The organism is Methylobacterium haplocladii (assembly GCF_007992175.1).
Classification (GTDB): Bacteria; Pseudomonadota; Alphaproteobacteria; order Rhizobiales; family Beijerinckiaceae; genus Methylobacterium; species Methylobacterium haplocladii.
In genome coordinates this window covers 1-26,971 of the sequence record NZ_BJZT01000008.1, presented here as the reverse complement: position 1 = coordinate 26,971, position 26,971 = coordinate 1, and the positions used below count along the sequence as shown (strand labels likewise).

The following is a 26,971-nucleotide window of genomic DNA, read 5'->3' as shown; positions in this document are numbered from 1 at the left end:
GCCACGGTTGAGCGCTTGCTCAATACGCGGTCATTCTGCCGATTCAAGTCGCGCGTCAGCCTGATACGCGATCGAGTTGCCCATGAACGAGACCGTCAGGCAGCGTGGGACGTCGCCGGCCGATCCTGCACGAGGGCGACGATGTCCTCCCAGCGGGAGACGAAGGCCGCGACGCAGGCCGGATCGAAATGCGTTCCGGCCTGGGCTTCGAGATGGGCGCGGGCCTGCTCGACCGGCCAAGCCGGCTTGTAGACGCGGGCGGAAATGAGGGCGTCGAACACGTCGGCCACCGCGACGATGCGGCCGGAGAGGGGAATTTCCTCGCCCTTGAGGCCCTGCGGGTAGCCGTTCCCGTCCCAGCGCTCGTGGTGCGTCAACGCGATCTCGGAGGCGAGCTGGAGCAGGTGCGACGGGCTGTCGTGCAGCATCCGATAGCCGCGTAGGGCATGCTGCTTCATCTCCTCCCGTTCGGCATCGGTCAGCGGGCCGGGCTTCAGCAGGATTTCATCGGCGATGCCGATCTTGCCGATGTCGTGCATGGTCGAGGCGAGCGCGATGTCGTTCGCGTCCGTTTCCGACAGACCGAGCCCCTCCGCCACGGCGATCGCGCAGCCGGCGACCCGCGTCAGATGATCGCCCGCCTGATCGTCGCGAAACTCGGCGGCGAGCATCAGGCGGCGCACGATCTCGCGTTCGCGCGCAGAGACCTCGGCGACGGCACGTTCGATCTGCTGGTTCATCGCCGCATTCTTGCGGTCGCCGTCGCGGCGGGCGGCGGCGAGTTCGATGAGCGTCCGCAGGCGGATCTGGAGATCGAGCGTGTCGACCGGCTTCAGCATCAGATCCGTCGCACCGGCCTGCAGAGCGGCACGACGCTCGGTCCGCCCCTCGCCGGCGGCGACGATCAGGATGGGGGTGCGGGCAAGCTCGGGAAACGTGCGCAGCGACCGCGTCAAGGCGAAGGCGTCGAGGCCGGTCTCGTGTTCGATCACGACGACGTCGGGCGGCTGTGCGGGGAATTCCGCGAGCGCGGCCCGTACGCTTTCAATGACCTGAGTGGTGCAGTCGAAGCCACGGAGGGCAAGCACGAGCTGGATCGGGGTTTTCGCTGCGACGACGGCCACGAGGGCATTGCCGGTCTCCGCAAGCGTGGCTTTGAGCATTCCCATGGTCCCGTCGGCCCATCTTCGCCGAGGCGATGCCCCCCCAGCACTGCAACGACCGACTCGAGGCTATCGAAGAGCCGTTAATCGAGGTTGAAATTTTGTGCCGGCCGCCGCTTTCTCGTGAAACGGCACCGACGACCGATCCGAAATTTTGTGCACCTCACCGAACGCCGGGTGACCAGATTTCCGCCTGTTGGCTCCGACAGCGCAGGGGGAGTTTCGCCAGCGACGCCGATCAACGACGCCCGCTGGACCCGAAACCACCGCCGCCGCGTGCACCGTCGCCAACCGGCGGATCACCCGGTGCGGCATCGTCCAGGATCTCGAATTCGGCCTGCGCCACCCGCACCACGACGAGTTGAGCAATACGGTCTCCGGGCTCCAGCACGATGCGCGCGACCGTTTCGCCATCGGCAGGCGCCGGGTTGCGGTTCCAGGCGGACACGAAGAGCGGCCCCTCGTAATCGGCGTCGATCACACCGGTGCCGTTGCCGAGCACCAGCCCCTCGCGATGGCCGAGGCCGGAGCGCGGAAGGACGAGGCCGCACCATTCGGGGTCGCGGATCATCACGACCAGACCGGTCGGGATGAGAGTGGCCGGCGCCTGCGGCTCCAGCACGAGCCGCGAGTCGATGCAGGCGAACAGGTCGAGGCCAGCCGAATCGGCCGAGCCGCGGCGGGGAAAGCCCCATGCCGTGAGGCGCGGATCGAGCAGCCGGACAGCGATCCGCATCAGGCGGCCGACGGGTGGCGGCGCGTCGCGGACATGGCGTTCTCCTCCCGGCTTCGATCCCAGCGGCGGTATCGCCTATCCCGTGCCCGATACGCAACGAAACCGGCGGAAGAATCGGCTCATGCTCCGCTGGATCGCCGGCCTCGATGGACGTCGCGGCCTCCGGGCCGAAGCGTGCTGTCGATCGCCTGCAGGCTCATTCCAGCCAGAGAAACTTGAAGCTCGACAGGCGCTGCCCGGTGATGTTTGCAGAGCGATAGACTGCGCGTCAAAATGTTGATGCCATTCGTTGGTTGCTGGATTGGGTTCGAGCGTGTGTGCGCTTATCTTCGATGCGCCGAGACCCTCGTCGTCTGGAGCATCGTCCAGGATCCTCATCCAGGATGAAGACCTAAGCTTTTGTCTTGAAACGGTTTTTCCAGCTAGTCAGCGGTCGCTTTCCGGGCCGACGCCTCGAGAGGGTTTCGGCGACCGACTATGACGGATCGTGCGGAACCCGCCGCGTCAACGCTCGCAAGGCACCGCGGAATGTCCGCACGTCCTGCTCGGTCAGGGCCATGCGGTGCAGGCGGTCGCGCATGTTGCGGATGATTCCGAGGCGCTTTTCGGGCGGATAGAACCCGGCTTGGCCGAGCGCCGTCTCCAAGCTCTCGAACAGCGAAAGCACGGCCTCGCGGCTCGCGGGCGGAGCCGTCATCGCGCCATCGAAGGGCTGGCGGGCGAGGCCGGCGGCGCGCCGCCATTCGTATGAGACGAGCAACACCGCCTGGGCCAGGTTCAGCGAGGAGAACTCGGGCGAGACCGGGAAGGTGACGATGGCATCCGCCAGCGAGACCTCGTCGTTCGAGAGCCCCGTGCGCTCGCGGCCGAACAGGATGCCAACCCGCTGCCCGGATTCCTGCCGCGAGGCCACGTCCGCCATGGCGTCGTCGGGGGCGTAGGCGCGCTTCATCTGGCCGCGCTCGCGGGCCGTGGTCGCCAGCACGTATTGCAGGTCGGAGATCGCCTCCGGCAGCGTCGCGTGGATCGTCGCTGCGTCGAGGATGTGGACGGCGCCGGAGGCCGCCTCGCGCACACCCTTCTTCGGCCAACCACCCTTGGGCGCGACGAGGCGTAATTCGGCCAGCCCGAAATTCGCCATGGCGCGGGCGGTCATGCCGATGTTCTCGGCCAATTGCGGCTCGACCAGGATGATGACGGGGGCGGCGGCGCTCATGCCGGGCCTCTCGCACGGACCGGCGGACTGCGCCAAGTCCGACATTGCGGTCGATTATCCAGCCGCGGCAAGCGAAGTCGGCTGCTCACCGCGGCGAACGTCGATCACCGAAGGAAGCGTCGCCAGCCAAGCCGGCGGCGCCACTCCCAAAAAATCAGATCTTACCGTCGAGGCCCATCTGGTAATACTTGTGGGTGATCTTGTCCTGGTTCTCGAGCAGCCAGTCGATCGAAGGCTCGTTGGTCATGGCCTTGCGGATCGCCTCGCACATGCCCTTGCGCTGGATCTCGAACAGCGACTTGTGGTCGACGGTCTCGGCCTCGATGACGCCGGGGCTGAGCCAGACCGAGCAGATGATGCCGAGGTCGTTGGCCTTGTGCTTGGGGATGTAGCCGGCGCGGACCGCGTCGAGGACGCCGTTGGCAATGGCGAACTGCACCGTGCCCATCAGGATCGAGGTGTACTTGCTCTCCGTCACGCTGACCTTGGAGACGCAGAGCGTCACCGGGCGGACCATGATGTCGGTGTTCAGGAGCGCGAACACGCGGGAATGGCCGACGACCTGATCGCCGGTGAGAGTGGCGAGGGCAGTGCCGACCGGGCCGTCGAGCTCACCGATGATGACCTCGGGTTCGGCCGCCGTGTTCGGCGCGCCGCCCGCGACGAGGGCTTCGCCGGCGCGCAGGATGATACGGTCGCTCATGATGTCTCCTTGAAAATGGGAATGGCCTGAACCTGTTGCGCGAGTACACAAAATCCAGGGGCTGGGCCATGCGGGTAGCGCGGGCGGGGCAGCTTCGATAAGTCCTCGCGCCCATGACGACAGCCCCGCGACACGAGACCGACGGCCTGCGCTACACGGTGGCGCTGATCGAGATCCAGGGCGGGCTCGTCGGCCTGTGGGGGTTCCTGCAGGACCTCTCCGCCACCGCCTTCAAGATGCCGCTCGTCTTGGTTCCGGGCGTCGCCGTGATCGGCCTCGTGCTGGTGGCGAGCGTGGTCGCCGGTGTGGCGCTCTGGCAGGACAGGCGGCTCGGCTACGCGCTTTCCGTGCCGGTGCAGCTCGTCCAGGTAGCGTGGTTCGTCGGCGCATCGCTCACCTTCCGGATCAGCGCGAGCGGCTGGCTCCTGGCCGATCTGTTCCTGCGCAGCACGCCGGAAGCCGGCACGACCGTCGGCTGGCAGCTCGATGTCGCCCGCAAGGGCGGCTATGCGCTGTCGTTGGCGCCGCGCGAGGAGACGACGTTCGCGCTGAACCTCGTGGCGCTGGCGATCCTGATCTGGCTGGCCTTACGGCTGCGCACGCGGCCACCGGAGCCGCGACACGGCTGACGTTCAGCCTGCGGCAGAGGCGCGGAGCATTCCGTGAATCGCCGGATCGGCGCGCCAAGCCGCGACGCGTTCGCAGACAAGCTGCGCCTGCGGGACCATCCCATACCGGGAGAAGCTGGCCGCAACGAACTGGCCCAGCGTCATCGTCCGGGCAGGGCCGGTCCGCGGCGTCTCGACCTTGAGGAAGTGGCTGTTGCCGGGAACGCCGTAATGGCGCGCGATCTCCGGATAGACCGGCCAAGTCCCGCCGCTCATCATCGTGTCGGCGAGATAGGCGTCGAGATCGCAGTCTCCGTATGCAATCCCGGCTTTCTCCAGCAGGCCGCGGGCGAGGTCGGCGGCAACGTGCATCTTCGGGTGGTTGTCGGAATGCATGAAGCAGCCGCGCCGCGCCCAGCGCACGAGGTCACGGTCGAGATCGTAGTCGGCTTCACGTCCGAGCGCCCGCAGGGCCGTGACGGAGGCGTCCCACATTCCGAGATAGCCGAGCGCACGATAGACCGCACCGTCGAACAGGCGCAGCGTAGCGTCGATGCCTAAGCCTTCGCGATAGCCGAACAAGGCCAGCGCGGAATGCGCGTGCCCCAGCGGACCGAGCAGGCCGCCGGATTCCGGCCGGTCGAGCAGCCCGACGCGGACCTGGTCCGGATGGAACGCCGCGAACACGATCGTGGGTATCACGAAGAGGTGCGTCTCGGCTCGCAGTGTCGCCAGGGTGCCACCGTCCTTGAAGACCGGAAGGTAGGTGTTCGAGAAGGTGACGTCGTGCCGGCGGCTCTCGGCGATGAGATCCGTCATGCGCGAATACCGCGTGGCCGCGTCGAAGGCGGAGACGAAGGTGACATCGGCCTCCGGCAGCAGCAGCGTCATCGCCTGGGCGACGGCCGCGCCCTGGCAGATGCCGACGACCAGGACTTTTGGCGAGCGCCCGCTGCGGGCGCGCTTCGCGCGGCGCTCGGCGCGGCGGAATTGGACACCCCGCCGGACATCCGACAGAACGTCTTTGATCAGCATGGACGCGGTTTGGCATGATCGAGAAACCCGGGCAATCGCCTGCCGAGACGCCCGCGCGGTCGAACCCGTATGACGGCCTACCCGCCGAGCGCTCCTGGCGCCGCGCCGTCGCAGGCACCCCGCCCTTCGCCCTCGACCCGAGCCGCCCGAACGCGTTTCGCTTGAGCCGCACCGAGCGGATCGCCACCGCCGGCAGCTGCTTCGCGCAGCATGTTGCCCGGTTCCTAAAGGAGAACGGATACAGCGTCCTGACCGCAGAGCCGCTGCGGGAGGGAACCGACGACGGGTTTTCGGCGCGCTACGGCAACATCTACACCACGCGCCAGCTCATCCAGCTGTTCGAGCGCGCCTTCGGCCGGTTCGACCCGCAACTGGTCGCATGGGAGCGCGCGGACGGCCGCTTCGTCGATCCGTTCCGTCCGCGCATGGAGCCGGAGGGGTTCACCACGGTCGCGGATTGCGTGGCGGAGCGCGACCGGCACCTCGCGGCGGTGCGCGGCCTGTTCGAGACCCTCGAAACCCTGGTCTTGACGCTGGGCCTCACCGAGGGCTGGCGCGACACGCGCGACGGGGCCGCCCTGCCGCTGCCGCCGGGCGTTGCCGGCGGGACCTGGAACCCGGCCGATGTCGGCTTCGTGAATGCCGGCGTGTCCGAGATGGTCGGCGACCTGCTCGCTTTCGTCGACGGCCTGCGCAGCGTGAACCCAATCGCGCGGATCATCCTCACGGTGTCGCCGGTGCCGCTGGCGATGACCTACCGTGACCGCCACGTCCTCGTTGCCAACGCCTCCAGCAAGGCGGCGCTCCGCGTCGTCGCCGACGAGGTCTGCGCCGCGCGGCCCGACGTATTCTATTTCCCGTCCTACGAGATCGTGACCTCGCCGCTCACGATCGGCCGCTACTTCTCCGACAACCTCCGCTCGATCACGCCGGAGGGCGTGGATCACGTGATGCGCTGCTTCCTGTCCCATGCCGAGCCGCGCGACGCCGAACGGCATGAGGCCGGGCCGACGAGCTTCGACATTGGACGCGAGAGCCAGCGGACCGCGCAGGTGATCTGCGACGAAGAGCTTCTGGATTCCTGAGGCGCAGAACCGCAGCGATCGGCCATTCCTCCCTTTGTCGTCATGCTGCACCGCGTTATAGCGGGCGCCGACCTGACCCTCGGAAACCTTTTCCGCGGGTCGCCAGCGGGGACACGACATGGCGAAGATCAAGGTGGCGAATCCGGTCGTCGAGCTCGACGGCGACGAGATGACCCGGATCATCTGGGCGGAGATCAAGAACAAGCTCATCCACCCCTACCTCGATCTCGACCTCGACTATTACGATCTCGGCATCGAGCACCGCGACGCCACTGACGATCAGGTCACGGTCGATGCGGCCGAGGCGATCAAGCGCCACGGCGTCGGCGTGAAATGCGCTACCATCACCCCCGACGAGCAGCGCGTCGAAGAGTTCAAGCTCAAGGAGATGTGGAAGTCGCCGAACGGCACCGTCCGCAACATTTTGGGCGGCGTGATCTTCCGCGAGCCAATCATCTGCAAGAACGTTCCGCGCCTCGTGCCGGGCTGGACCCAGCCGATCGTGATCGGCCGTCATGCCTACGGCGACCAGTACCGCTGCACGAACTTCAAGGTGCCGGGCAAGGGCCGCCTGACCATCAAGTTCGAGGGCGACGACGGCACCGTGATCGAGCAGGAGGTGTTCAAGTTCCCGGCGCCCGGCGTCGCCCTGGCGATGTACAACCTCGACGATTCGATCCGCGACTTCGCCCGCGCCTCGCTGAACTACGGCCTCGCCCGCAAGTATCCGGTCTACCTGTCGACCAAGAATACCATCCTCAAGGCCTATGACGGCCGCTTCAAGGACCTGTTCGAGCAGGTCTACCAAGAGGAGTTCAAGTCGCGCTTCGTCTCACTCGGCATCACCTACGAGCACCGCCTGATCGACGACATGGTGGCCTCGGCACTGAAGTGGTCCGGCGGCTATGTCTGGGCCTGCAAGAACTACGACGGCGACGTCCAGTCCGACACGGTGGCGCAGGGCTTCGGCTCGCTCGGCCTGATGACCTCGGTGCTGCTGACGCCCGACGGCCAGACCGTCGAGGCCGAGGCCGCGCACGGCACGGTGACCCGCCACTACCGCGAGCATCAGAAGGGCAAGGAGACCTCGACCAACTCCATCGCCTCGATCTTCGCCTGGACCCGCGGCCTTGCGCACCGGGCCAAGCTCGACGGCAATACGGATCTCGGCAACTTCGCCACGACGCTCGAAACGGTCTGCGTCGACACGGTCGAGAGCGGCTTCATGACGAAGGATCTCGCCCTCCTCGTCGGTCCCGATCAGAAGTGGCTCTCCACCACCGGCTTCCTCGACAAGGTCGACGCCAACCTCAAGACCGCCATGGGTGTGTGAAGTCTCCAGCGCGCGTCATGGTGTATTCAATCGATGACGTCCGCCCCTAGCGCTGCCAGTGAACGCAGGGTCGGCCGAGCTCGACCGCGACATTCCTTGGCACCGGTTCGAGTGAGCTTCGGCGTATCTTGGCGGGGTCCGCCTATTTTTGTGCCAATCCTGCCGGAGCCGGTGGCTCCGGGGGCCGACAACGGGTAGCCTCCCAGAAGCCTGCCGTGTTCGGCGTGGGAGCAACCCGGGTTTCGGCGCATGGAAAGCGCAACGCGTCGCTTCGATATCGAAGCGATCACCGACAAGATCTACGAGGCTTCGGTCGTGCCGGAATCGTGGACCTCTGTCCTCGATGCGATGACCGACATCGCCGGTGGTGTCGGCACGATTCTACTCGCCGCCGACACGACCGATTTCCGCTTCATCAGCACCGATGGGCTCTCCGGGTTCGTGGAGAGCTTCGTCGCGCAGGGCTGGCCGGAGCGGAACACCCGCACCCCGGCCGTGCTCAAGGCGCGCCATGCCGGCTTCATCGTCGAAAAGGACGTCTACTCGCCCGAGCAGATCGCGAGCGATCCGCTGATCAACCAGTTTTTGCGCCCGCAGGGTCTCGGTTGGGCCACCGCCACCGCCTTCCCGATGACCACCGGCGATACCCTGGTGTTCAGCGTGGAGCGCGCCTATCGCCACGGCCCGGTGCCGGACGCGTCGGTGGAAATCCTCGACAGCGTGCGCCCGCATCTCGGCCGGGCGGCCTTGATCTCGGGCCGGCTGCGCCTCGAGCGCGCCCGCGCGGCCGTCGAGACTTTGGCCCTGCTCGGCTTGCCGGCCGGCATCGTCTCGCGTGATTTCCGGCTGCAGGCTGCCAACGCGCTCCTCGACGGGCTGATGCCCAGGGTGGTGCGCGACGGCAGCGCCCGGGTGGCCTTCGCCGACGCCGATGCCGACAATCTGCTCGCCTTTGCGCTGAATGCCACCCACCGGCAGGTGCCGCGCTCGATCCCGATCCCGGCACGTGATCCTGATCCCGCCATGGTGGCCCATCTTGTCCCGGTGCGCGGCATCGCCCGGGATCTGTTCACCGGCAGCGCCTTCATCCTGGTGCTGACGCCGGTGGAGCGGCACGTGCAGGGGCCGGACGCCGACCTGCTCCAGGGCCTGTTCGACCTGACCGCCGCCGAGGCACGGGTCGCCCGCGCCATCGTTGCCGGCGAGACCGTCGAGACGTTGGCGATCCGGCAGGGCATCAGCGAGGGCACGGTGCGTAGCCAGCTCAAGTCGATTTACGCCAAGACCGGCATGAAAGGACAACTCGACCTCGTCCGCCTCGGCTCCGGCCTGAGCTTGGTTAGGTCAGATGATATCTGATTAAACTTCAGTTTTATCCATTTGGAACTTCATGCATCATTGCGGGAACAGCGAAGCAGCTCGGGGTAGCACACGCAGAGTTCGGCATGTGGGGATGGGTTGTTTCGGTAAGCTGATCGTGACGGGGGGCCGCGACGTCCCGATGGCTTCGCACCGATACCGCTCCGCTGCCTCGCGCGGTAAGCACACCGTCTCCCGGTTCCGTTCGTCCACGAAATGCTCTAGGGCGCTGCCGGTATGACCCGCACAGCGCTCTATGCCGGCTCGTTCGATCCGGTGACGAATGGCCATCTCGACGTGGTGCGACAGGCGAGCCGCCTGACTCAGCGGCTCGTGCTCGCTATCGGCGTGCATCCGGGCAAGGCCCCGATGTTTTCGGCCGAGGAGCGCGCAGAACTTCTCCAGAAAACCTGCACGCCGCTGGCCGCGGCCGAGGGGGCGGAAGTCGAGATCGTGACCTTCGATGACCTCGCGGTCTCGGTGGCCCGGCGGCACAACGCCAGCGTGTTCATTCGCGGACTGCGCGACGGCACGGACCTCGATTACGAGATGCAGCTCGCCGGCATGAACGCCGCGATGGCACCCGGGGTGCAGACCGTGTTCCTGCCGGCCTCCATCGGCGTACGGCCGATCACGGCGACGTTGGTGCGCCAGATCGCATCCATGGGCGGCGATGTCTCGCCCTTCGTGCCGCCGCTCGTGGCTGAACGCCTCGCAGCCCGTTTCACGAAATCCTAGAGCATCGGATCGGGAGGCGGTATCTGGCTTTCGGAAGATCCTATGCTCAACGACAAATCAGACGATCAGAAAGCTTACATCACATGAACCGCCGGCTTGCCGTCCTCACGCTCGCGCTCACCGCCGCGCTCGGGTTGTCCGCCCCCGCTCGGGCAGCGGATCCCAATACCGTCTACCTCGACACCAAGGACGGCCGCGTCACCATCGAGCTGCGGCCCGAGATTGCCCCGAAGCACGTCAAGCAGCTCAAGACACTGATCGGCAAGGGGTTTTACGACGGCTTGAAGTTCCACCGGGTCATGGACGGTTTCATGGCGCAAACCGGAGACCCGAAGGGCAACGGCACAGGCGGATCGAACCTGCCGAACATCCCGGCCGAGTTTTCGTCCGCCCCGTTCAAGCGCGGCACCCTCGGCATGGCCCGCTCGGGCGATCCGAACTCGGCGAACTCGCAGTTCTTCATCTGCCTTGGCGATGCACCGTTCCTCAACGGCCAGTACACGGTGATCGGCGTGGTCACGAGCGGCATGGATGTCGTCGACAAGATCAAGAAGGCCGAGCCCGGCGCTCAGGGCGGCGCGGTGACGAATCCCGATAAGATCGTCACGCTGAAGCTCGCAAACTGAGCGGACGATGCGCCGGCTCGCTGCCATCATCGTCATGGTCGCGGCCCTGCCAGCGCCGTCACTCGCCTTCGGCCCGATCCAGCCGCCGCTCAGCCTGCCCGAGACCCTGCGCGGCACCGTTCAGGTTCCGGTGCAGGGCATGGCCGGCGGCGAAAGACGCAGTGACGGCCAGCCGGTCGATACCCTGCGCGATCTGTTTCCGGCACTCGCCGCCTGCTGGCAGGCGCCGGAGGGGCTCGCCAAGTTCGAGCACACCGAGATCACGGTGAGGTTCAGCCTGCGCCGGGACGGCTCGGTGATCGGCACCCCGCGCATCACCTTCTCGCAGACGCCGGCCGACGCGCGCGGCAAGGCACTACTCACCGAAGCAAGCCTCTCGGCGATCCGCCGCTGCACGCCGGCCCGGATCACGCCCGCACTCGGCGGTGCCATCGCCGGACGGCCATTGGCGCTGCGCTTCGTTTACGAGGGGCCGAAGGGCCGAGGTGTGTGAAACCGCCTCCTGCGCGATCGCTCGTATCCCTCGACTGTCCTAGCGCGCGGAGCGGAGCAACTTAGGGTCACATTTCCATGAGTTGGACGACGGCTCCGACTCATTAGCCCGAAACGCCGGGCGCAAGGTGCTCACAACCAGCTGAGAGCACTTGCCAGACCCGGGAAGGTCGCACTCCCGGACAGACCAGAAAGGTTCCCTTCGACGAAAACGGTTTGATCGCAGGCACGCCCCGTCATACGTACGCGCCGGGCGCTCTTGCAATGAAAGCCCGGGCGAGCCTGGTGCGCGGCACGATCGAATCGATCAGGTGCTGCACGCCGGTGACGCAAACCCCCGCTCGTGAGAGCACGATGGTCGTGAACGACATCGCGCTCCGCCTCGTCTACAACCGATCAAAACGCTGAGGAGTTCTTGGGTATGGCAGACGCCAACGAGACCATCGTCCTGGAAACCACGAAGGGCCGCGTCGTGATCGCTCTGCGCTCCGACCTCGCGCCGAACCACGTCGAGCGCATCAAGACGCTGGCCGGCCAGGGCTTCTATGACGGCGTGCCGTTCCACCGCGTCATCGACGGCTTCATGGCCCAGACCGGCGACCCGACCGGCACCGGCTCGGGCGGCTCCGAGCTTCCCGACCTGAACGCCGAGTTCAACGCCGAGCCGCACGTGCGCGGCACCTGTTCGATGGCACGGACCAACTTCCCGCATTCGGCGAACTCGCAGTTTTTCATCTGCTTCGACAACGCCCGCTTCCTCGACAAGCAGTATACCGTTTGGGGCAAGGTGGTCGAAGGCATGGACGTGGTCGACAGCCTCAACAAGGGCGAGCCGCCGCGTTCCCCCGACAAGATGGTCAAGGTGACCGTCGCCTCCGCCTGATTCTTTCGGGGCTGACGGGGCGGCGAAGCTCGATCGCCGCCCCCAATATGGCTGAACGCAGCGTTCTCGATCATGCGCGATCGGCACCGTGGCGCCGCCCGTCATGGTTTCACGCACTGTAGCGAGCCGCTTCATGATCCCCTGGGTCCATCTCGACACCGGCACCGTGCCCGGTGAGAACAGTACGCTGCGTCTGATGCGGCGGGGCGACGAGTTTTCCATCGTCGTCGGCACCATCGAACTCATGAACAACCGGCTCAGCGCCTCCGAGAAGGCGCTGGCGAACCTGGTCTGCGAACGCCTTCGCGGGCGGCCCCGCGTCGGCATGCTCATCGGCGGCCTCGGCATGGGCTTCACGTTGCGTGCCGCCCTCGACGACCTCGGTCCCGACGCAACGGTCGTCGTCGCCGAACTTGTCCCCGCCGTCGCTGCCTGGGCACGCGGCCCGCTCGCCCACATCTTCGCCGGCATCCTCGACGATCCCCGCGTCGACCTGCGCGAGGACGATGTCGGCCGCCAGATCCGGTTGAAGCCGGCGCAATACGACGCGATCCTGCTCGACGTCGATAACGGTCCCGAAGGCCTGATGCGCCGCGAGAACGACCACCTCTACGGCCCGGACGGCCTGGGGCAGGCCCGCGCCGCGCTCCGCCCCGGCGGCATTCTCGGCGTCTGGTCGCAGGGGCCGGACCGGATGTTCAAGTCTCGTCTGCAGCGCTCGGGCTTCGCGGTCGAGGAGGTGCGCGTCCGCGCCAACGGCGGCGCCGGCCGTCGCCACGTGCTGTGGATCGCGACCCGCACGAGCGAAGCCGCGCAGGATGCACGTCGCGGTCCCCCCAGGGCCTCACGCCCACGGAATGGACGGCCTTCGCACGGCTGATCGCCGCGCTGCTTCAGACACGAGAGGCCCGTTCGGGATCCGCGATCACCGCTTCGGCCGTCGCGAGATCGGCCGGCGCGTTGATGTTCAGAAACGGATCGGCCGGTTCGGTCGGCCACGTCGCGACCGCCGCGCCGTAGCGCGCGATGAACGCGCCGAGCCGACGCTCGTCCCGCTCGACCAAGGCCGCGTGCACGTCACGTCTCAGAGCGACCGGCCAAAGCGCGACCGTATAATGCTCTCGCTCGCCGGAGGCGGCGATGGCGATCGGCGTGCCGCTGCGCTCCGCCATGGTCCACAGGCGCGAGACGAGGTCGCGCGGCAGGAAGGGCGTGTCGCCCGCCACACTGATCACATGCGCGACGTGCGGACACCGCTCGGCCGCGAAATCGAGCCCCGCGAGGATGCCGGCGAGTGGACCGGGATTGCCTGCGACGTTGTCGGGCAGGACCGGACCCGGAAAACCGGCGAAGCGGACCGGATCGCCATTTGCGCTCAGCGCCAGCCCGGCCATGCATTGCGGCGTCAGCCGCTCCACGACGTGATCGAGCAGGGTGCGGCCGCCGAGCCGCAGGAGCGGCTTGTCCCCGCCCCCCATCCGGCGGGCTGAGCCGCCGGCCAGGATCAGCCCAAGGGTCGGCGGCGTCATGGGTCGGTGCGCTACTCGATGACGATCCGCGGCGCCGCGCGACCGGCCGGCGCACCGCTCAGGTTCGCCCAGAGCTTTTGTGCGATGTCGCGATAGATCCTGGCCTGCGGACCCTCGGGATCGGTAGCCACCACGGGCCGCCCGGCATCCGAGGTCTCGCGGATCGCCATGGTCAGCGGCACCTCGCCGAGGAACGGCACTTCGAGCCGCGCCGCCTCCGCTCGCGCACCACCATGGCCGAAAATGTCGGAAGCGTGACCGCAATTCGGACAGATGAACGTCGCCATGTTCTCGACGACGCCGAGGATCGGCACCGAGACCTTCTTGAACATGGTCACGCCGCGGCGGGCATCGATCAGCGCGAGATCCTGAGGCGTCGAGACGATGACGGCGCCGGACAGCGGCGTCGCCTGCGCCATGGTAAGCTGCGCGTCGCCGGTGCCGGGCGGCATGTCCACGATGAGGATGTCGAGATCGCCCCAGGCCACGTCGCGCAGCATCTGCGTGATGGCGGACTGCACCATCGGACCACGCCAGATCATCGCGGATTCGGCTTCGATCAGGAAGCCGATCGACATGACCTTGAGGCCGTAGCCCTGCATCGGCTCGAGTACCTTGCCCTCGATCACCCGCGGCTTGCCGGAGATGCCGAGGAGTTTCGGCATCGACGGGCCGTAGATGTCCGCATCGAGCATGCCGACCGCCAAGCCCTGCGCGTGCAGCGCCAGCGCGAGGTTGCAGGCCGTCGTCGACTTGCCGACGCCGCCCTTGCCGGAAGCGACGGCGACGATGTGCTTCACGCCGGGCAGGGCCGCACCGGTACGCGGCGGCGGAAGCGGGGTTCCCGGACCGGGGCCGGATTGCTGCGGTGCTTGGGGCGGCGGCGCGTTCGGGCCGCGCTCGGAGGTGAGGCTGGCGAAGACGCCGGAGACACCGGGCATGGCGAGCACCCGGCCCTCGGCCTCCCGGCGCACGGTTTCGAACCGCTCGGCCTCGCTCGGGTCGATCAGGATCGAGAACATCACGCGGTTGGTGGGATCGACGACGACCTGCGAGAGACGGCCGGAGCCGGGAAGGCTCGTGCCGCCGCGATCGACTTTCACGGTCGACAGCGCATTGATCACGTCGTCACGGGTGATCGCCAAGGCTTGCTCCTCGCAGGCGACTAGCCCGCTCTCGTCGGTCTTACTGGATACACCGCCCATGTAACCCCGTGCACTCGAAACGCCAGCCCGAAGCCGGGCTTGCGTCATCGGTACTGCAAGGGCGGGATCGCGAGGCTCTTCCGTTTCCTCCTGAACCAACCCGGTGCGCGCCCGTTGTCGAGACGCATTTCGGATCGGCTTCGCCGGGTCGCCCGCGACGCCTGCCGACAAGTTGCGTTCGAATATCGAGTTGGAGAATCGACCTCATGCATCAGGGCAATCACCGCGACCACGAAGGCGCGAAGAAGCTCTTCGAACTCATTAAGGACGTCAAGATTGCGATGATGACGACGGCAGACCCGGACGGTACGCTTAACAGCCGGCCGATGTGGAACAACGACGCCGACGAGAACGGCGATCTATGGTTCTTCACCAAGCTGCACAGCCCGAAGACGGCCGAAATCAGCCGAGACAACCAGATCAACCTCAGCTTCTCCGACCCGTCGAAGCAGAACTACGTCTCCGTAGCCGGCAAGGCCGAGATCGTCACGGATCAGTCGGTCATCGACGCGAAGTGGTCGGCGAGCCTGAAGACCTGGTTCCCGAACGGCAAGGACGATCCGGAGGTGGCTCTGATCCGTGTCCATCCCGAGCAGGGTGAGTACTGGGACAGCCCCAACAGCAAGATGGTGCACCTCTACGGCTTCGTGAAAGCCACGTTGACCGGCGAGAGCCCGAAGACGGAGACGAAGAAGGTGGACTTGGCCTGAGCACACTTTAGCGGCATGCAGATCGAGGGCGGCGTTTCGCAGGAAGCGTCGCCCCGATCCCGTTGACTTCGACGTCGATCGACGGAATGCCTGAGACGGCGGTTGCCATTTCCGGCGCTGGACTGGACGGCCGACCGTAGCCGATGCTCGACCTCGCCACCCGCGCCCACGACCACAACTTCCGCATCGATCCGATCATCCGGTCGCTGCTCGACACCGATTTCTACAAGGTGCTGATGGCGCAGACGATCTTTCGTCGCCATCGCGACGTCGCCGTCACGTTCGGCATCAATAACCGCACCGCGCGTATCCGTATCGCCGACGAGATCGCCGAGGGCGAACTGCGGGAGCAGCTCGATCATGCGCGCACGCTCCGGCTGTCGCGTGGCGAGTCGACCTGGCTTCGCGGCAATGCGTTTTATGGCAAGCGCCGAATGTTCTCGGCCGCGTTCCTGGACTGGCTCGAGACCTTCCGTTTACCCGAATACGAGCTCGCGGCGCGCGACGGGCAATACGAGCTCACGTTCCACGGTCCCTGGATCGAGACCACGATGTGGGAGGTGCCCGCTCTGGCGATCCTCAACGAGCTGCGCTCACGCGCAGTCCTGCGCGATCTCGGCAAGCTCGACCTGCAGGTACTCTATGCCCGCGCGATGACGCGGGTCTGGGAGAAGATTGAGCGCCTGGGTCGCTTGGCCGACCTGTCGATCGCCGATTTCGGTACCCGCCGCCGCCACGGCTTCCTCTGGCAGGGTTGGTGCGTGCAGGCGATGGCTGAGGGCTTGGGCGACCGGTTCCTCGGCACCTCGAACTGCCTGATCGCTCTCCGCCGCGAGGTCGAAGCCGTCGGCACGAACGCGCACGAATTGCCGATGGTCTATGCCGCGCTCACGGATGACGACGCGGCACTCGCGCAGGCCCCGTACGACGTGCTGGCGGACTGGCAGCAGGACTACGAGGGCAACCTGCTCGTCGCGCTGCCCGACACCTACGGCACGACGGGTTTCCTGGCAGATGCGCCGGATTGGCTCTCGGCCTGGACCGGCATTCGCATCGATTCGAAGGAGCCTATCGCCGGCGGCGAGGAGGCGATCCGGTTCTGGCAGTCCCGCGGCGCCGATCCGCGCGAAAAACTCGCGATTTTTTCGGATGGGCTCGATGTCGATTCGGTCGAACGCATCCACGCGCATTTTCATGGGCGCATGCGGATCGGCTACGGCTGGGGCACGCTGCTCACCAACGATTTCCGTGGGTTCGTACGGAATGGCCGGCTCGACCCGGTCTCGATTGTCTGCAAGGTGATCGAGGCGGACGGCCGGCCCACCGTGAAGGTCTCGGACAACCCCGTGAAGGCACAGGGGCCGGCAGCGGAGGTGGAGCGCTACAAGCGGGTGTTCGGCGTGGGTGAACTGGCGGCATTGCCGGTCATCGTCTGAAAACCATCCCCAGCCGGACGGATCCGCATGCGGTCCGTGCAGGCGAGCGCGTTGCGCCGCTCCGAGCCGTCGTCTAACCCGGTCGCCGACACGCCCGAGGCTGCATGACTTCCCTGCTCGACACGTCCCAACACGACAAGATCCTCATCGTCGATTTCGGCTCTCAGGTGACCCAGCTCATCGCGCGTCGCGTGCGCGAAGAGGGCGTGTACTGCGAGATCGTGCCGTTCACGAAGGCCGAGGCCGCCTTCGACGAGCATCGGCCGAAGGGCGTGATCCTCTCGGGTGGTCCGGAATCGGTCACATCGGAATTGTCGCCGCGCGCTCCGCAAAAGATCTTCGAGGCCGGCATTCCGGTGCTGGGCATCTGCTACGGCCAGCAGACCATGGCGGCCCAGCTCGGTGGTGAGGTCGAGGGCGGCCATCACGCCGAGTTCGGCCGGGCAGAGGTCGAGATCGTTTCGGACTCTCCCCTCTTCCGCGGCGTCTGGCATGTCGGCGAAAAGTATCCAGTCTGGATGAGCCACGGTGACCGCGTCACCAAGCTCCCAGATGGCTTTTCGACCATCGCCCTGTCGCGCAATGCACCCTTCGCCGCCGTCGCCGACGAGTCGCGAAACTACTACGCGGTTCAGTTCCATCCGGAGGTGCACCACACCCCGCACGGCGCCCTGCTGATCCGCAACTTCGTGCGCGACATCGCGGGCTGCTCCGGTGACTGGACCATGGGCGCCTACCGTGAGGAGGCGATCGCCAAGATTCGCGAACAGGTCGGTACGGAGAAGGTGATCTGCGGCCTGTCGGGCGGCGTCGATTCCTCCGTCGCGGCCGTGTTGATCCATGAGGCGATCGGCGAGCAGCTGACCTGTGTCTTCGTCGACCACGGCCTGTTGCGGCTGGGCGAGGGCGAAGAGGTCGTCCGGCTGTTTCGCGACCACTACAATATCCCGCTGGTGCACGTTCAGGCGCAGGACATGTTCATCGACGCGCTCGAGGGCGTCGACGATCCGGAGGTGAAGCGCAAGACCATCGGCCGGCTGTTCATCGACGTGTTCGATGCGGAGGCCAAGAAGCTCGGCGGCGCCGGCTTCCTGGCACAGGGCACGCTCTATCCGGACGTGATCGAGAGCGTGTCGTTCTCCGGCGGCCCATCGGTGACGATCAAGAGCCACCACAACGTCGGCGGCCTGCCCGAGCGGATGAACATGAAGCTCGTCGAGCCGCTGCGCGAGCTGTTCAAGGACGAGGTGCGCTTGCTCGGCAAGGAACTCGGCCTCCCCGAAAGCTTCGTCGGCCGCCACCCCTTCCCCGGCCCCGGCCTCGCGATCCGCTGCCCGGGCATGATCACGCGCGAGAAGCTCGAGGCCCTGCGCAAGGCCGACGCGATCTACCTCGACGAGATCCGCCAAGCCGGCCTCTACGATACGATCTGGCAGGCCTTCGCGGTGATCCTGCCTGTGAAGACGGTGGGCGTGATGGGCGACGGCCGCACCTACGACCATGTCTGCGCGCTCCGCGCCGTCACCTCGATCGACGGTATGACCGCCGATTTCTACCCCTTCGAGATGGCCTTCCTCGGCCGCGTCGCGACGCGGATCATCAACGAGGTGAAGGGGATCAACCGGGTGACGTACGACATCACGTCGAAGCCGCCAGGGACGATCGAGTGGGAGTAGGTCATCGCCAGCGTCGCTGGATCGACCTGACCTCCAAGCCGTCCGCTCCTGTATGCTGCGCGAATCCTCCCTTTCCGGCTCGCGGTCGAACGCTTAAGGAGGGGGCACGATCGTCCCGGAACGCCAAGAGCTCCCATGATCAAGGCCCGTATCGTCGTCACCCTGAAAACCGGTGTCCTGGACCCCCAGGGTAAGGCCATCGAGGCCGCTCTGAAATCTTTTGGTATTCAGGACGTCGGAAGCGTTCGCCAGGGCAAAGTGTTCGACGTCGAGATCAAGGGCGACGACCCGGCCCAGGCCGAGAACACGCTGAAGACTGCCTGCGAGAAGCTTCTGGCGAACACGGTGGTCGAAGACTACTCGATCGAGATCGCCTGATGCGCGCGGCCGTCGTCGTCTTCCCCGGCTCCAATCGCGATGCCGATGTCACGCGCGCACTGAGGCTCGCCGGTGCCGAAGTGGTGACAGTCTGGCACGCGGACGGCGAACTGCCGGCAGGCACGGATCTCGCGGTGCTGCCGGGCGGCTTCTCATATGGGGACTATCTGCGCTGCGGCGCCATCGCCGGCCGAGCGGCGGCGATGAATGCGGTGCGGGCGCATGCCGCTCGCGGCGGTCTCGTGCTCGGGATCTGCAACGGATTCCAGATCCTGTGCGAATCCGGATTGCTGCCCGGCGTGCTGATGCGCAACGTCGACCGCCGCTTCATCTGCCACCGTCAGATGCTGCGTGTGGAGCGGACGGATACGTGCTTCACGCGATCCTATGCGAGGCATCAGGTCATCGACGTCTGCGTCGCGCATGGCGAGGGCAACTACTTCGCCGACGCGGAGACCATCACACGACTCGAAGGCGAGGGCCGCGTCGCGTTCCGCTACAGCGACGCCGCGGGCGAGCTGACGGTGGATGCGAACCGAAACGGCTCGCTCAACTCCATCGCCGGTATCTACTCCGACAAGCTCAACGTCTTGGGGATGATGCCCCACCCCGAAAACTTCGTCGAAGACCTGATCGGCGGGACGGATGGCCGAGGCCTGTTCGAGAGCCTCGCGGCCTGACCGGTCATCGTCTTTGCGAGCGTAGCGAAGCCATCCAGAACCGCATTCGCACCGTCAGGGCGTCGGCCTGGATCGCTTAGGCTTCGCCGCGCAATGGCGGCGGATCAGTGCCCGTCGAATTCCATCAGCGTACGCACCGGAACGCCGAGGTCGCGCAATTTCTGCGCACCGCCGATCTCCGGCAGGTCGATCACGAAGCAGGCGGCCACCACCTCCGCGCCGAGCTGGCGCAGCAGGTTCACGGCTGCCGTGGCGGTGCCGCCGGTGGCGATGAGGTCGTCGACCAGAAGGACCTTGTCCCCCGGCTTGATCGCGTCGACGTGGATCTCGATCTCGTCGGTGCCGTATTCCAGCGCGTAGGCGAGCGAGACCTTGGTGTGTGGCAGCTTGCCCTTCTTGCGGATCGGCACGAAACCCGACGAGAGCTGGTGCGCCACCGCACCGCCGAGGATGAAGCCCCGCGCCTCGATCCCCGCCACTTGGTCGATCCGGCCGCCCGCATAGGGATGGACCAGCGAGTCCACGGCACGCCGGAACGCGCGCGGATCGCTCAGCAGGGTGGTGATGTCGCGAAAGATGATGCCCGGCTTCGGATAATCCGGGATCGAGCGGATCGAGTCTTTCAGCGCGATGTGACGGCGGGCTTCCATGCGGCACGGCTCTTCATCTGGAGTTCGCATCGCCGTTTAAGGCAAACGGGAGGTCCGGCGCCAGAGCGCCGCTAACGCCTCATGGATCGGAAGCGGCAGTAGCCGCCGAGGCTGTCGTAGCCGGCGGGGCAGCGCCGAACGCAGGCGCCGGCGGCGTATTTCAGCGGTGGTCTACAGGTGTTCCGAAACCGCTTCTCGCCGAAAAGGTAGGATTGCGCCGGGCCTTGCGCAGCTGCAGGCACGGCCGCTCCCAGCGGCAGCGCAACAACGAGGGCAAGGAAGGCAGTTAGCGCGAAACGGCTCGGCATGGTGGCTCCGGTGCTGACCGATCCGTCACCACGAACCGGCTCTCTATTCGATACAGCCTACGCGTTCGCCTTCCTGAGGATACCGATCAGTTCGCGGTGCAGCACTTCGTTGCCGGCCGCGACCGACTTCGCAGCCGTCTTGGCGGCAAGCGGCTCTGCGCCGCCGTCGGCGTTGGTGGCGAAACCGCCGGCCTCGCGCACCAGGATGATCCCGGCCGCGATGTCCCAGGAGTTGATGTCGCGCTCCCAGTAGAAATCGCTGCGGCCACAGGCGACGTAGGCGAGATCGAGGGCCGCCGAGCCGAACCGCCGCGCACCGCCCGTCACGGCCATCACGGCCGCGACTTCCTTCAGCAGGCGATGCGGGTCGCCGCGGCCGAGATAGGGCGAGCCATAGGCGACGAGGGCGTCGGCCAGTTCCGAGCGGCCCGAGACACGCAGGCGGCGGTTGTTCAGGTAGGCGCCCTTGCCGCGCTCCGCCATGAACAGCTCGTCCTTGATCGGATCGTAGATGACACCGGCGACGATCATGCCGTCGCGCTCGAGCCCGACCGAGATCGCGAAATGCGGAATGCCGTGCAGGAAGTTCGTGGTGCCGTCGAGCGGATCGACATGCCACGTGTGGCTCTTGTCGGACCCCTCGATGATGCCGTCCTCTTCCAGCACCAGACCGTACCCGGGGCGCGCCTTCATCAGCGCATCGCGAACTACCTCTTCGGCCTTGCGATCGGCGGCCGAGACGAAGTTGCCCGGACCCTTGCGCGAGACCTGCAGATTCTCGACCTCGCCGAAGTCGCGCTTGAGGCCCCGGGCGGCCTTGCGCACGGCGTCGACCATCACGGTCATGAGGGGAGAGTTGATCATACGGCGTCCGTGTCCGGCCCGATGCCGGCGCGCTGGAAAGGATCGGGATTGGAAGGGGTTCTATACGCGTCGCGCCCCAGCGCCATAGGGCGGGGTGATTTTCTCCGGCTGGCCGGAATGCGTCCCGGCCATACCTAGATTCTCAGCGAGAGGCCCACGAAGGCCTCGGCACGAGGAAACACCATGCGCCCCATTCGTCTCGCCGCCGCTTCCGCCGCGCTCGCGCTCGGCATGAGCCCGGTCTGTGCCCAGCAGCCGGCGCCGGCGCCGCCCAACCTCCCGGAAAAAGTCCCGTTTGGCGTCGCCTACGGCGCGCCTCTCGGCCTCGAACAGGCCCGAAAGATCGTGTCGGCCGCACAGGCGGAAGCGGAGAAGCGTGGCTGGCCGATGAACATCGCCGTCGTCGATACGCATGGCGACCTGGTTCATTTCGCCCGCATGGACGGGGCGCAACTCGCCTCCGTCGGCGTCTCGCAGCGGAAGGCACGGACGGCCGCGCGCTGGCGGAGAGAGACGCGGGTGTTCTTCGAGGCCTACGGCAAGGGGCCGCCGATCTATGGCACGCTCGATCCGGACCTTGCCGCCTCGCCCGGCGGCATCCCCCTGATCGTCGACGGCAGGCTGATCGGCGCCGTCGGCTGCTCCGGCGGGACCAGCGATCAGGACGTGGTGGTCTGCCAAGCCGGCATCGACGCGCTCAAGTAGACGCGCCCAGCGCCTTCAGATAGCGCCGCGTTGCGACGGCCGGGTCGGCCGCCCGCATGATCCCACCCATCACCGCGATGCCTGCGGCGCCGGCCTTGCGGCAGGCCGCTGCATGCTCGGGCGCGATGCCGCCGAGGGCGATGAGGGGTAGGCCGATGGCAGCAGCTGCGTGCAATGCGTCGAGCCCGAGGGCCGGACCATAGCCAGGTTTGCTCGCCGTCGAAAAGACTGGGCTCAGCGTCGTGTAGGTCGCATCAGCCTGGGCCGCCCGGCGGACATCGCCGAGGCTGTGAGCGGACAGGCCGATCAGCGGTGGCTCCGCCTGTCTCGCACGCGTCCCGAGAGCCCCCGCCGTCATTGCGAGCGCAGAGAAGCAATCCAGGGCCAACACGCTGGCTTCGGAGCATTGGCCCTGGATTGCTTCGGCTTCGCCTCGCAATGACGGCTCAGGGTTCGGCGCGCGATCGCCGTACTCATCGGCCGGTTTTGGCATGAGGTCCAAATGCTCGGCGCCGAGATGAACCCCATCCGCGCCGATCTCGGCAGCTAGCACAGCGTCGCCGCCGATCGTCAGCCAGCCGCCGGCCCCATGCACGAGGGGGAGCAGTTCCAGCGCCAGATTCCGTCGTGCCGCCGGCTCCAGATCCTTGTCGCGAAACCAGATCCAGCGAGCACCGCCGTCGAGCACCGCGCGGACGGTCTCCACGAGCGGCCGCGCCGACCCGTGCCGGTCGGTGACGACGAGCAGCAATGACGGGATCAAGACCCGACGAGGCCGAGCTGCGGGCTCGACGGCTCGGCTCGGCCCCGGCGGGGAATGCGTCCGGCGAGATGCGCCAGCCGCCCGGCCGCAACCGCGTGGCGCATGGCGGCGGCCATCCGCACCGGATCGTCCGCCTTCGCCACGGCCGTGTTGATCAGGCAGGCCGCCGCCCCGAGTTCCATGGCGATCACTGCGTCGGAGGCCGTGCCGATGCCGGCATCGACGACGACCGGCACCGGGGAACGGCGGCAGATCAGTTCGAGATTGGCCGGATTGGCCACCCCCATACCGGAGCCGATCAGCGAACCCATCGGCATCACGGCGGCGCAGCCCATGTCGGCAAGCCGCTCGCAGATTACCGGATCGTCGTTGCAGTAGGGCAGCACCGTGAAGCCGTCGTCGACGAGATGACGGCAGGCAACCATCAGCTCGACGACATCGGGATAGAGGGTCTCGCGATTACCGATGACCTCGACCTTGATCCAGGTGGTGTCGAGGGCTTCGCGGGCGAGTTCCGCCGTCATGATCGCGTCGCGCGCCGTCTCGCAGCCGGCGGTGTTCGGCAGGAAACGGGCACCCTTCAGCTTCTGGAACGTGTCGGAGCCGTGGCCCTGCAGCGAGACGCGCCGGATCGAGACAGTGACGACCTCGGCGCCGGAGGCGCGCACCGCGTCCGCCATGATCCCCTGACTCGGATAGCCGGCCGTGCCGATGAACAGACGCGAGGTCAGCTTCTGGCCTGCGATCTCGAGGAGATCGTCATCGCCTTGCGCTGTCAGCGTCGTGTCGTGACGGGTCATGAAGGAGCCCCTTGGTTTCCTCTGTTCAGCCGCCTTGCATCGCGCGAACGATCTCGATGCGGTCGCCCTCGCTCAGCAGGGTCTCCGGCCAACTCGGCTTGCGCACCACGCGCCCGTTCAGAGCGATGGCGATGCCCTCCGTCGGCAACGCGCGCGCCTCGGCCTCGATGGCGAAGAGCGCCGCGACGTCGCGAGCATCGCGCTCGCAGGGCTCGCCGTTGACGATCAGCCTCACGCGCTCGCTCTCCGCATCGGCCCGCTGTTCGTCTGAGCGAATCGGCCGAGGCCGAAGCCCCGGCAGACCTCCGGAACCGTTCCCGTCTCCACCAACGCGACCACCGCATCCGCCGTCGACGGAGCCAGCAGATAACCGTTGCGGTGATGGCCTGTCGCGACGACGAGGCCGTTCGGCAGCGTGTCGATAATGGGGGCATCATCGTCGGAGGTCGGGCGAAAGCCGCTCCAGACGGCCTCGACCTCCATCTCCTCGACGCCCGGCAGAACCCGGCGTGCGCCCTCCAGCAGGGCGAAGAGCCCGCCCGCGGTGACGCCGTCGCGAAACCCGCAATCCTCCACCGTGGCGCCGACGATGAGCGAGCCGTCGCCCTTCGGTGCCATGTGGATCTGCTCCGTCCAGATCATGTGCGCGAGGGTGCCGGTGCGCGTCGTGGTCTTCAGCGCCAGCGACTGTCCCTTGATCGGCCGCACCGGCAGACCGAGCGCATCCGTCAGCAGACCGCCCTCCCCGCTCCAGGCACCTGTCGCGAGGATCACGGTCTCGGCGGCCAGTGTACCGCGGTTCGTCACGATGCCGGACGCCTGCCCGCCCCGATAGGTGACGTCATCGGCGGCAAGATCCTCGACAATCATCACCCCGGCCGCTTCGCAGGCGCGCACCAGCGCCAGCATCACGAGGCGCGGATCGACCTGGGCATCGAGCGGACAGAAGATCCCGGCGGTCACGTTCGGTCGCAACAGCGGTTCGCGTGCCCGGACCTCGGCACCGGCGAGCCATTCGGCGGCGACGCCGGAGCGGCGCTGGAGGTCGTGCCGGAAGCGGAGCCGTTCAACTTCGTCGCGGCCGATGGCGAGCACCAATGTGCCCTCCTCGCGGTAGTCGATGTCGACGCCGGAGGCTTGCTGAAGCGCGTCCCGGAACACCGGCCAGCGGCACAGGCTGTCCAAAGCCAGCGGCAGGAGCAGATCGGAGCCCGGCTCGTGCTCCGCGGCCGGCGCCAGCATGCCGGTGGCGGCGAGGCTCGCCCCGGCGCCGACGGTCTCGCGCTCGAGCACCGTCACCGAACGGCCGTCGCCGGCAAGCCGCCAGGCGATCGACAGCCCGATCAATCCACCGCCGACCACGACGATGTCGGAGTGCTGCGGCAGCGCGGCCGCACGCGGTCGCAGGCCGAGGCCGCGTCGAAGACCGATCGGGGACGTCAGAACAGCCGACACGAAGCCTCCACGGTTGCCCGTAGGGATCAGGTGCCGCGCTTCGGTGAAGCTGGGGCGTCCTTCGATGAGACGCCCGCGGTCCAATCCCTACGCCGGTATGAGCCGGATCAGGTTCGAAGGATTTCCGCGCTGCCGAGGATGGCGATAGCGGTGTCTCAGCCCCTTGTCGGGGATCTCCCTGGAAGAATCCTGATGTGGGCCGGGATGCGCGCACGGTCAATCCCCTGCGCGGTTCGCGCAATTGTCGCGATCCGGCAAACGGTGCCGATACCGAGACCCGCGAAACCAGCACGATCGGCATCTATCCTGGGCTGCGGCAGACGGTCCGTTCACCACCGCCATGCGGTCCTTCGATCCGGAGTGGCAAACGCTTGCGGGGGCGGCGGTGACGGGTTTGCGAGACGCCGCCTACTGCGTGGCGGCGATGTGCCTGATCGTCGGCGGCGGCCGAGCCGTCATGCGATCCGCAACCGGTGCGGCCCCGCCGACCGTGGCACAGCCGGTCGCGGCGACGTCTTCCGGTGCGATCTCGCTGCACGCCGACCGTAGCGGCCACTACACCACGACCGCCCTCGTCAACGGTCGCGTCGTGTCGATGATGGTCGATACCGGCGCGACGCTCTGCGCCTTCGGTCAGGCGGACGCAGAAAGCCTCGGTCTCACCGTCGCCCCGGGCGATTTCAAGAAGGTCGTCATGACCGCGAACGGACCGGTGCGTGTCGCCCCCATCCGGATTCGCCTCCTCCAGATCGGCCCCGTTGCCGTGCGCGACGTCGAGGCCGTGGTGATTCCGCGCGGGCTCCTCGGCACGAATTTATTGGGGATGTCTTTCCTGTCCCGGTTGCGGGATTTCAGTGTTGCCGGCGCACGGATCACGCTGAGGGGCTGACGAATGTCGACTGCGATCAGCGTTGCGAGGATGATGCGGGACGCCGGTTCAGGCTCCGATGTCCGGCCGGGACGAGTCCGGAAAGCCTTATCATACGCCTGAACTGCTTCGCCCGTGGCCGACGCGCGGTCTCGCGTTCGCCTTGCCAAGGACGTGCCCGATCTCTATGAGCCTTCCCGCACGAGACGGATCGGCCACGCGCTGGAACCGGCTCGGCCGCTTTAGCTCAGCTGGTAGAGCACCTCATTCGTAATGAGGGGGTCGGGGGTTCGAATCCCTCAAGCGGCACCATTTTTTCCTTGCTAACACAATTATTTATGGAGCCAGGGACTCCTGCTCTTTCCTCGCTGCAACTGCCGAGAAGCACCGAGAGCACGACAGACGGTTTCCCTTTTCGCCTGTGTAGCGACGGTGTCCAGGAACGGTTGTGCACCGCTCGCTGCCCGCTACATCGAACTCTCCGGAAGGCGCAACCGATTGCGTTGAAACGGTGCCTGGCTTCGCTGGCGTAGCAGCAGCCATCCCGGAAGGGGGGCTCGTGGACGTATCGCAGAGGCTCCCTGTCGTGCTGTCTGTTTTTCTATCTGTCTTCTCCTGTTTGATCGGGGCTAAGTGTTTGGCGAGCAGGCAGTATCCCGCATCCGTGTTTTTGGATGTGAAGTTTTTGCAGGCCCCCGAAATTGGCTGAAAATTGGCTTGTACGCTTTGTACGAAATCTTGTCCGCGAGGGGGTTTGGACAGGCCGCGGACAGGGGTTCCAGCCGTGCATCCAAGCGTTCGGTGCGTGCCTTCTCGCCTAGAGATTTCCGCAACTAATTGCGGATGCTCGGGTAGGCGCCTTCCATCGAGTGCCGGTCGCTACGGTAAACGTTTCATTGGCTGACGTGACCGGCTGGCTTTGGACCGGGCTGATTGAGAGGATCAGCCAGGATCGAAGGAGCTGGAT

At 66.7% G+C, this 26,971-nt stretch carries 31 protein-coding genes, 1 tRNA gene and 1 riboswitch; of the genes, 17 read left to right on the top strand and 15 right to left on the bottom strand.

Annotation, left to right across the window (positions count from 1 at the left end; genetic code table 11):
- Positions 1-95 precede the first annotated feature (95 nt).
- The 4 genes from MHA02_RS04915 to MHA02_RS04900 form a co-directional block, all read right to left on the bottom strand.
- On the bottom strand, positions 96-1,163 hold the full coding sequence (locus tag MHA02_RS04915; protein WP_147077149.1) for an HD-GYP domain-containing protein: 1,068 nt from the start codon (positions 1,161-1,163) through the stop codon (positions 96-98).
- A gap of 238 nt (positions 1,164-1,401) precedes the next feature.
- A complete protein-coding gene (gene dut, locus MHA02_RS04910) occupies positions 1,402-1,899 on the bottom strand; it encodes a dUTP diphosphatase (protein ID WP_147077147.1) in 498 nt (165 codons plus the stop codon).
- 475 nt (positions 1,900-2,374) lie between these two features.
- On the bottom strand, positions 2,375-3,115 hold the full coding sequence (locus tag MHA02_RS04905) for an RNA methyltransferase (RefSeq protein ID WP_147077145.1): 741 nt from the start codon (positions 3,113-3,115) through the stop codon (positions 2,375-2,377).
- Positions 3,116-3,269: 154 nt separating this feature from the next.
- A complete protein-coding gene (locus MHA02_RS04900) occupies positions 3,270-3,818 on the bottom strand; it encodes a formaldehyde-activating enzyme (RefSeq protein ID WP_147077143.1) in 549 nt (182 codons plus the stop codon).
- Positions 3,819-3,931: 113 nt separating this feature from the next.
- On the opposite strand from MHA02_RS04900, the gene MHA02_RS04895 reads away from it, so the two are divergent.
- The gene (locus tag MHA02_RS04895; RefSeq protein ID WP_147077141.1) at positions 3,932-4,447 is read left to right on the top strand and encodes a hypothetical protein; all 516 of its coding nucleotides are present in this window, start codon (positions 3,932-3,934) and stop codon (positions 4,445-4,447) included.
- A 3-nt stretch (positions 4,448-4,450) separates the two neighbouring features.
- Here MHA02_RS04895 and MHA02_RS04890 read toward each other — a convergent pair whose 3' ends face one another.
- The gene (locus tag MHA02_RS04890; protein WP_147077139.1) at positions 4,451-5,461 is read right to left on the bottom strand and encodes a WcbI family polysaccharide biosynthesis putative acetyltransferase; all 1,011 of its coding nucleotides are present in this window, start codon (positions 5,459-5,461) and stop codon (positions 4,451-4,453) included.
- Between the two features lie 14 nt (positions 5,462-5,475).
- Here MHA02_RS04890 and MHA02_RS04885 point away from each other — a divergent pair, with 14 nt between their 5' ends.
- From MHA02_RS04885 to MHA02_RS04860, 6 genes are all read left to right on the top strand, one after another.
- Positions 5,476-6,546, top strand: coding sequence for a GSCFA domain-containing protein (locus MHA02_RS04885; protein WP_147077137.1), 1,071 nt, complete (start codon positions 5,476-5,478; stop codon positions 6,544-6,546).
- Positions 6,547-6,664: 118 nt separating this feature from the next.
- Positions 6,665-7,879: an NADP-dependent isocitrate dehydrogenase gene (locus MHA02_RS04880; protein WP_147077135.1), complete on the top strand. Its 1,215-nt coding sequence runs from the start codon at positions 6,665-6,667 to the stop codon at positions 7,877-7,879.
- Between the two features lie 249 nt (positions 7,880-8,128).
- Positions 8,129-9,238: a helix-turn-helix transcriptional regulator gene (locus MHA02_RS04875; RefSeq protein ID WP_147077133.1), complete on the top strand. Its 1,110-nt coding sequence runs from the start codon at positions 8,129-8,131 to the stop codon at positions 9,236-9,238.
- Between the two features lie 237 nt (positions 9,239-9,475).
- Positions 9,476-9,976 carry a pantetheine-phosphate adenylyltransferase gene (gene coaD / locus MHA02_RS04870; protein WP_147077130.1) on the top strand — a complete coding sequence of 167 codons (501 nt, stop codon included), beginning with the start codon at positions 9,476-9,478 and terminating at the stop codon, positions 9,974-9,976.
- An 83-nt stretch (positions 9,977-10,059) separates the two neighbouring features.
- Entirely contained in the window at positions 10,060-10,602 is a 543-nt protein-coding gene (locus MHA02_RS04865) for a peptidylprolyl isomerase (protein WP_147077128.1), read from the top strand.
- A gap of 7 nt (positions 10,603-10,609) precedes the next feature.
- Positions 10,610-11,095 carry a UCP034077 family protein gene (locus MHA02_RS04860; RefSeq protein ID WP_238180307.1) on the top strand — a complete coding sequence of 162 codons (486 nt, stop codon included), beginning with the start codon at positions 10,610-10,612 and terminating at the stop codon, positions 11,093-11,095.
- A gap of 235 nt (positions 11,096-11,330) precedes the next feature.
- On the opposite strand, the gene MHA02_RS22820 is transcribed toward MHA02_RS04860, so the two are convergent.
- Positions 11,331-11,465, bottom strand: coding sequence for a hypothetical protein (locus MHA02_RS22820; RefSeq protein ID WP_280177957.1), 135 nt, complete (start codon positions 11,463-11,465; stop codon positions 11,331-11,333).
- Between the two features lie 50 nt (positions 11,466-11,515).
- Here MHA02_RS22820 and MHA02_RS04855 point away from each other — a divergent pair, with 50 nt between their 5' ends.
- Both MHA02_RS04855 and MHA02_RS04850 read left to right on the top strand, forming a co-directional pair.
- Positions 11,516-11,977 (top strand): peptidylprolyl isomerase, encoded by a 462-nt coding sequence (locus MHA02_RS04855; protein ID WP_147077126.1) that lies wholly within the window; start codon positions 11,516-11,518, stop codon positions 11,975-11,977.
- A gap of 133 nt (positions 11,978-12,110) precedes the next feature.
- Positions 12,111-12,857, top strand: coding sequence for a spermidine synthase (locus MHA02_RS04850; protein ID WP_147077123.1), 747 nt, complete (start codon positions 12,111-12,113; stop codon positions 12,855-12,857).
- A gap of 13 nt (positions 12,858-12,870) precedes the next feature.
- On the opposite strand, the gene mobA is transcribed toward MHA02_RS04850, so the two are convergent.
- Complete coding sequence (gene mobA / locus MHA02_RS04845) at positions 12,871-13,506, bottom strand: molybdenum cofactor guanylyltransferase MobA (RefSeq protein WP_147077121.1); 636 nt, start codon at positions 13,504-13,506, stop codon at positions 12,871-12,873.
- An 11-nt stretch (positions 13,507-13,517) separates the two neighbouring features.
- On the bottom strand, positions 13,518-14,651 hold the full coding sequence (locus MHA02_RS04840; protein WP_147077119.1) for an Mrp/NBP35 family ATP-binding protein: 1,134 nt from the start codon (positions 14,649-14,651) through the stop codon (positions 13,518-13,520).
- Positions 14,652-14,917: 266 nt separating this feature from the next.
- On the opposite strand from MHA02_RS04840, the gene MHA02_RS04835 reads away from it, so the two are divergent.
- The 5 genes from MHA02_RS04835 (at position 14,918) to purQ (ending at position 19,591) form a co-directional block, all read left to right on the top strand.
- The gene (locus tag MHA02_RS04835) at positions 14,918-15,421 is read left to right on the top strand and encodes a pyridoxamine 5'-phosphate oxidase family protein (protein ID WP_147077117.1); all 504 of its coding nucleotides are present in this window, start codon (positions 14,918-14,920) and stop codon (positions 15,419-15,421) included.
- Between the two features lie 143 nt (positions 15,422-15,564).
- Positions 15,565-16,857 carry a nicotinate phosphoribosyltransferase gene (pncB, locus tag MHA02_RS04830; RefSeq protein WP_147077115.1) on the top strand — a complete coding sequence of 431 codons (1,293 nt, stop codon included), beginning with the start codon at positions 15,565-15,567 and terminating at the stop codon, positions 16,855-16,857.
- A 104-nt stretch (positions 16,858-16,961) separates the two neighbouring features.
- Positions 16,962-18,533, top strand: a complete 1,572-nt coding sequence (guaA, locus tag MHA02_RS04825; protein ID WP_147077113.1) for a glutamine-hydrolyzing GMP synthase — start codon at positions 16,962-16,964, stop codon at positions 18,531-18,533.
- A 138-nt stretch (positions 18,534-18,671) separates the two neighbouring features.
- The gene (purS, locus tag MHA02_RS04820; protein ID WP_147077371.1) at positions 18,672-18,911 is read left to right on the top strand and encodes a phosphoribosylformylglycinamidine synthase subunit PurS; all 240 of its coding nucleotides are present in this window, start codon (positions 18,672-18,674) and stop codon (positions 18,909-18,911) included.
- Positions 18,911-19,591: a phosphoribosylformylglycinamidine synthase subunit PurQ gene (gene purQ / locus MHA02_RS04815; protein WP_147077111.1), complete on the top strand. Its 681-nt coding sequence runs from the start codon at positions 18,911-18,913 to the stop codon at positions 19,589-19,591. The genes purS and purQ overlap by 1 nt, the downstream gene beginning before the upstream one ends.
- Before the next feature lie 104 nt (positions 19,592-19,695).
- Here purQ and MHA02_RS04810 read toward each other — a convergent pair whose 3' ends face one another.
- The 3 genes from MHA02_RS04810 to MHA02_RS04800 form a co-directional block, all read right to left on the bottom strand.
- Positions 19,696-20,241, bottom strand: a complete 546-nt coding sequence (locus MHA02_RS04810) for an adenine phosphoribosyltransferase (RefSeq protein ID WP_147077109.1) — start codon at positions 20,239-20,241, stop codon at positions 19,696-19,698.
- Positions 20,242-20,312: 71 nt separating this feature from the next.
- A complete protein-coding gene (locus MHA02_RS22595; protein ID WP_147077107.1) occupies positions 20,313-20,549 on the bottom strand; it encodes a hypothetical protein in 237 nt (78 codons plus the stop codon).
- 57 nt (positions 20,550-20,606) lie between these two features.
- Entirely contained in the window at positions 20,607-21,413 is an 807-nt protein-coding gene (locus tag MHA02_RS04800; protein ID WP_147077104.1) for an inositol monophosphatase family protein, read from the bottom strand.
- A 183-nt stretch (positions 21,414-21,596) separates the two neighbouring features.
- On the opposite strand from MHA02_RS04800, the gene MHA02_RS04795 reads away from it, so the two are divergent.
- Positions 21,597-22,118, top strand: a complete 522-nt coding sequence (locus MHA02_RS04795; RefSeq protein ID WP_238180066.1) for a GlcG/HbpS family heme-binding protein — start codon at positions 21,597-21,599, stop codon at positions 22,116-22,118.
- On the opposite strand, the gene MHA02_RS04790 is transcribed toward MHA02_RS04795, so the two are convergent.
- From MHA02_RS04790 to thiO, 4 genes are read right to left on the bottom strand one after another with little or no spacing between them, the layout of a single operon-like run.
- A complete protein-coding gene (locus MHA02_RS04790; RefSeq protein ID WP_238180068.1) occupies positions 22,111-22,878 on the bottom strand; it encodes a thiamine phosphate synthase in 768 nt (255 codons plus the stop codon). The genes MHA02_RS04795 and MHA02_RS04790 overlap by 8 nt on opposite strands.
- Complete coding sequence (locus MHA02_RS04780; protein ID WP_147077102.1) at positions 22,878-23,681, bottom strand: thiazole synthase; 804 nt, start codon at positions 23,679-23,681, stop codon at positions 22,878-22,880. The genes MHA02_RS04790 and MHA02_RS04780 overlap by 1 nt, the downstream gene beginning before the upstream one ends.
- Positions 23,682-23,706: 25 nt before the next feature.
- Complete coding sequence (thiS, locus tag MHA02_RS04775; protein ID WP_147077100.1) at positions 23,707-23,916, bottom strand: sulfur carrier protein ThiS; 210 nt, start codon at positions 23,914-23,916, stop codon at positions 23,707-23,709.
- Positions 23,913-25,136, bottom strand: a complete 1,224-nt coding sequence (gene thiO, locus MHA02_RS04770) for a glycine oxidase ThiO (protein ID WP_147077098.1) — start codon at positions 25,134-25,136, stop codon at positions 23,913-23,915. Before thiO ends, thiS begins: the two co-directional genes overlap by 4 nt.
- A gap of 66 nt (positions 25,137-25,202) precedes the next feature.
- A riboswitch (TPP riboswitch) is annotated at positions 25,203-25,325 on the bottom strand.
- Positions 25,326-25,476: 151 nt separating this feature from the next.
- Here thiO and MHA02_RS04765 point away from each other — a divergent pair.
- Entirely contained in the window at positions 25,477-26,025 is a 549-nt protein-coding gene (locus MHA02_RS04765) for a retropepsin-like aspartic protease family protein (RefSeq protein WP_244612398.1), read from the top strand.
- 215 nt (positions 26,026-26,240) lie between these two features.
- A tRNA-Thr gene (locus tag MHA02_RS04760) sits at positions 26,241-26,316 on the top strand.
- Positions 26,317-26,971 lie beyond the last annotated feature (655 nt).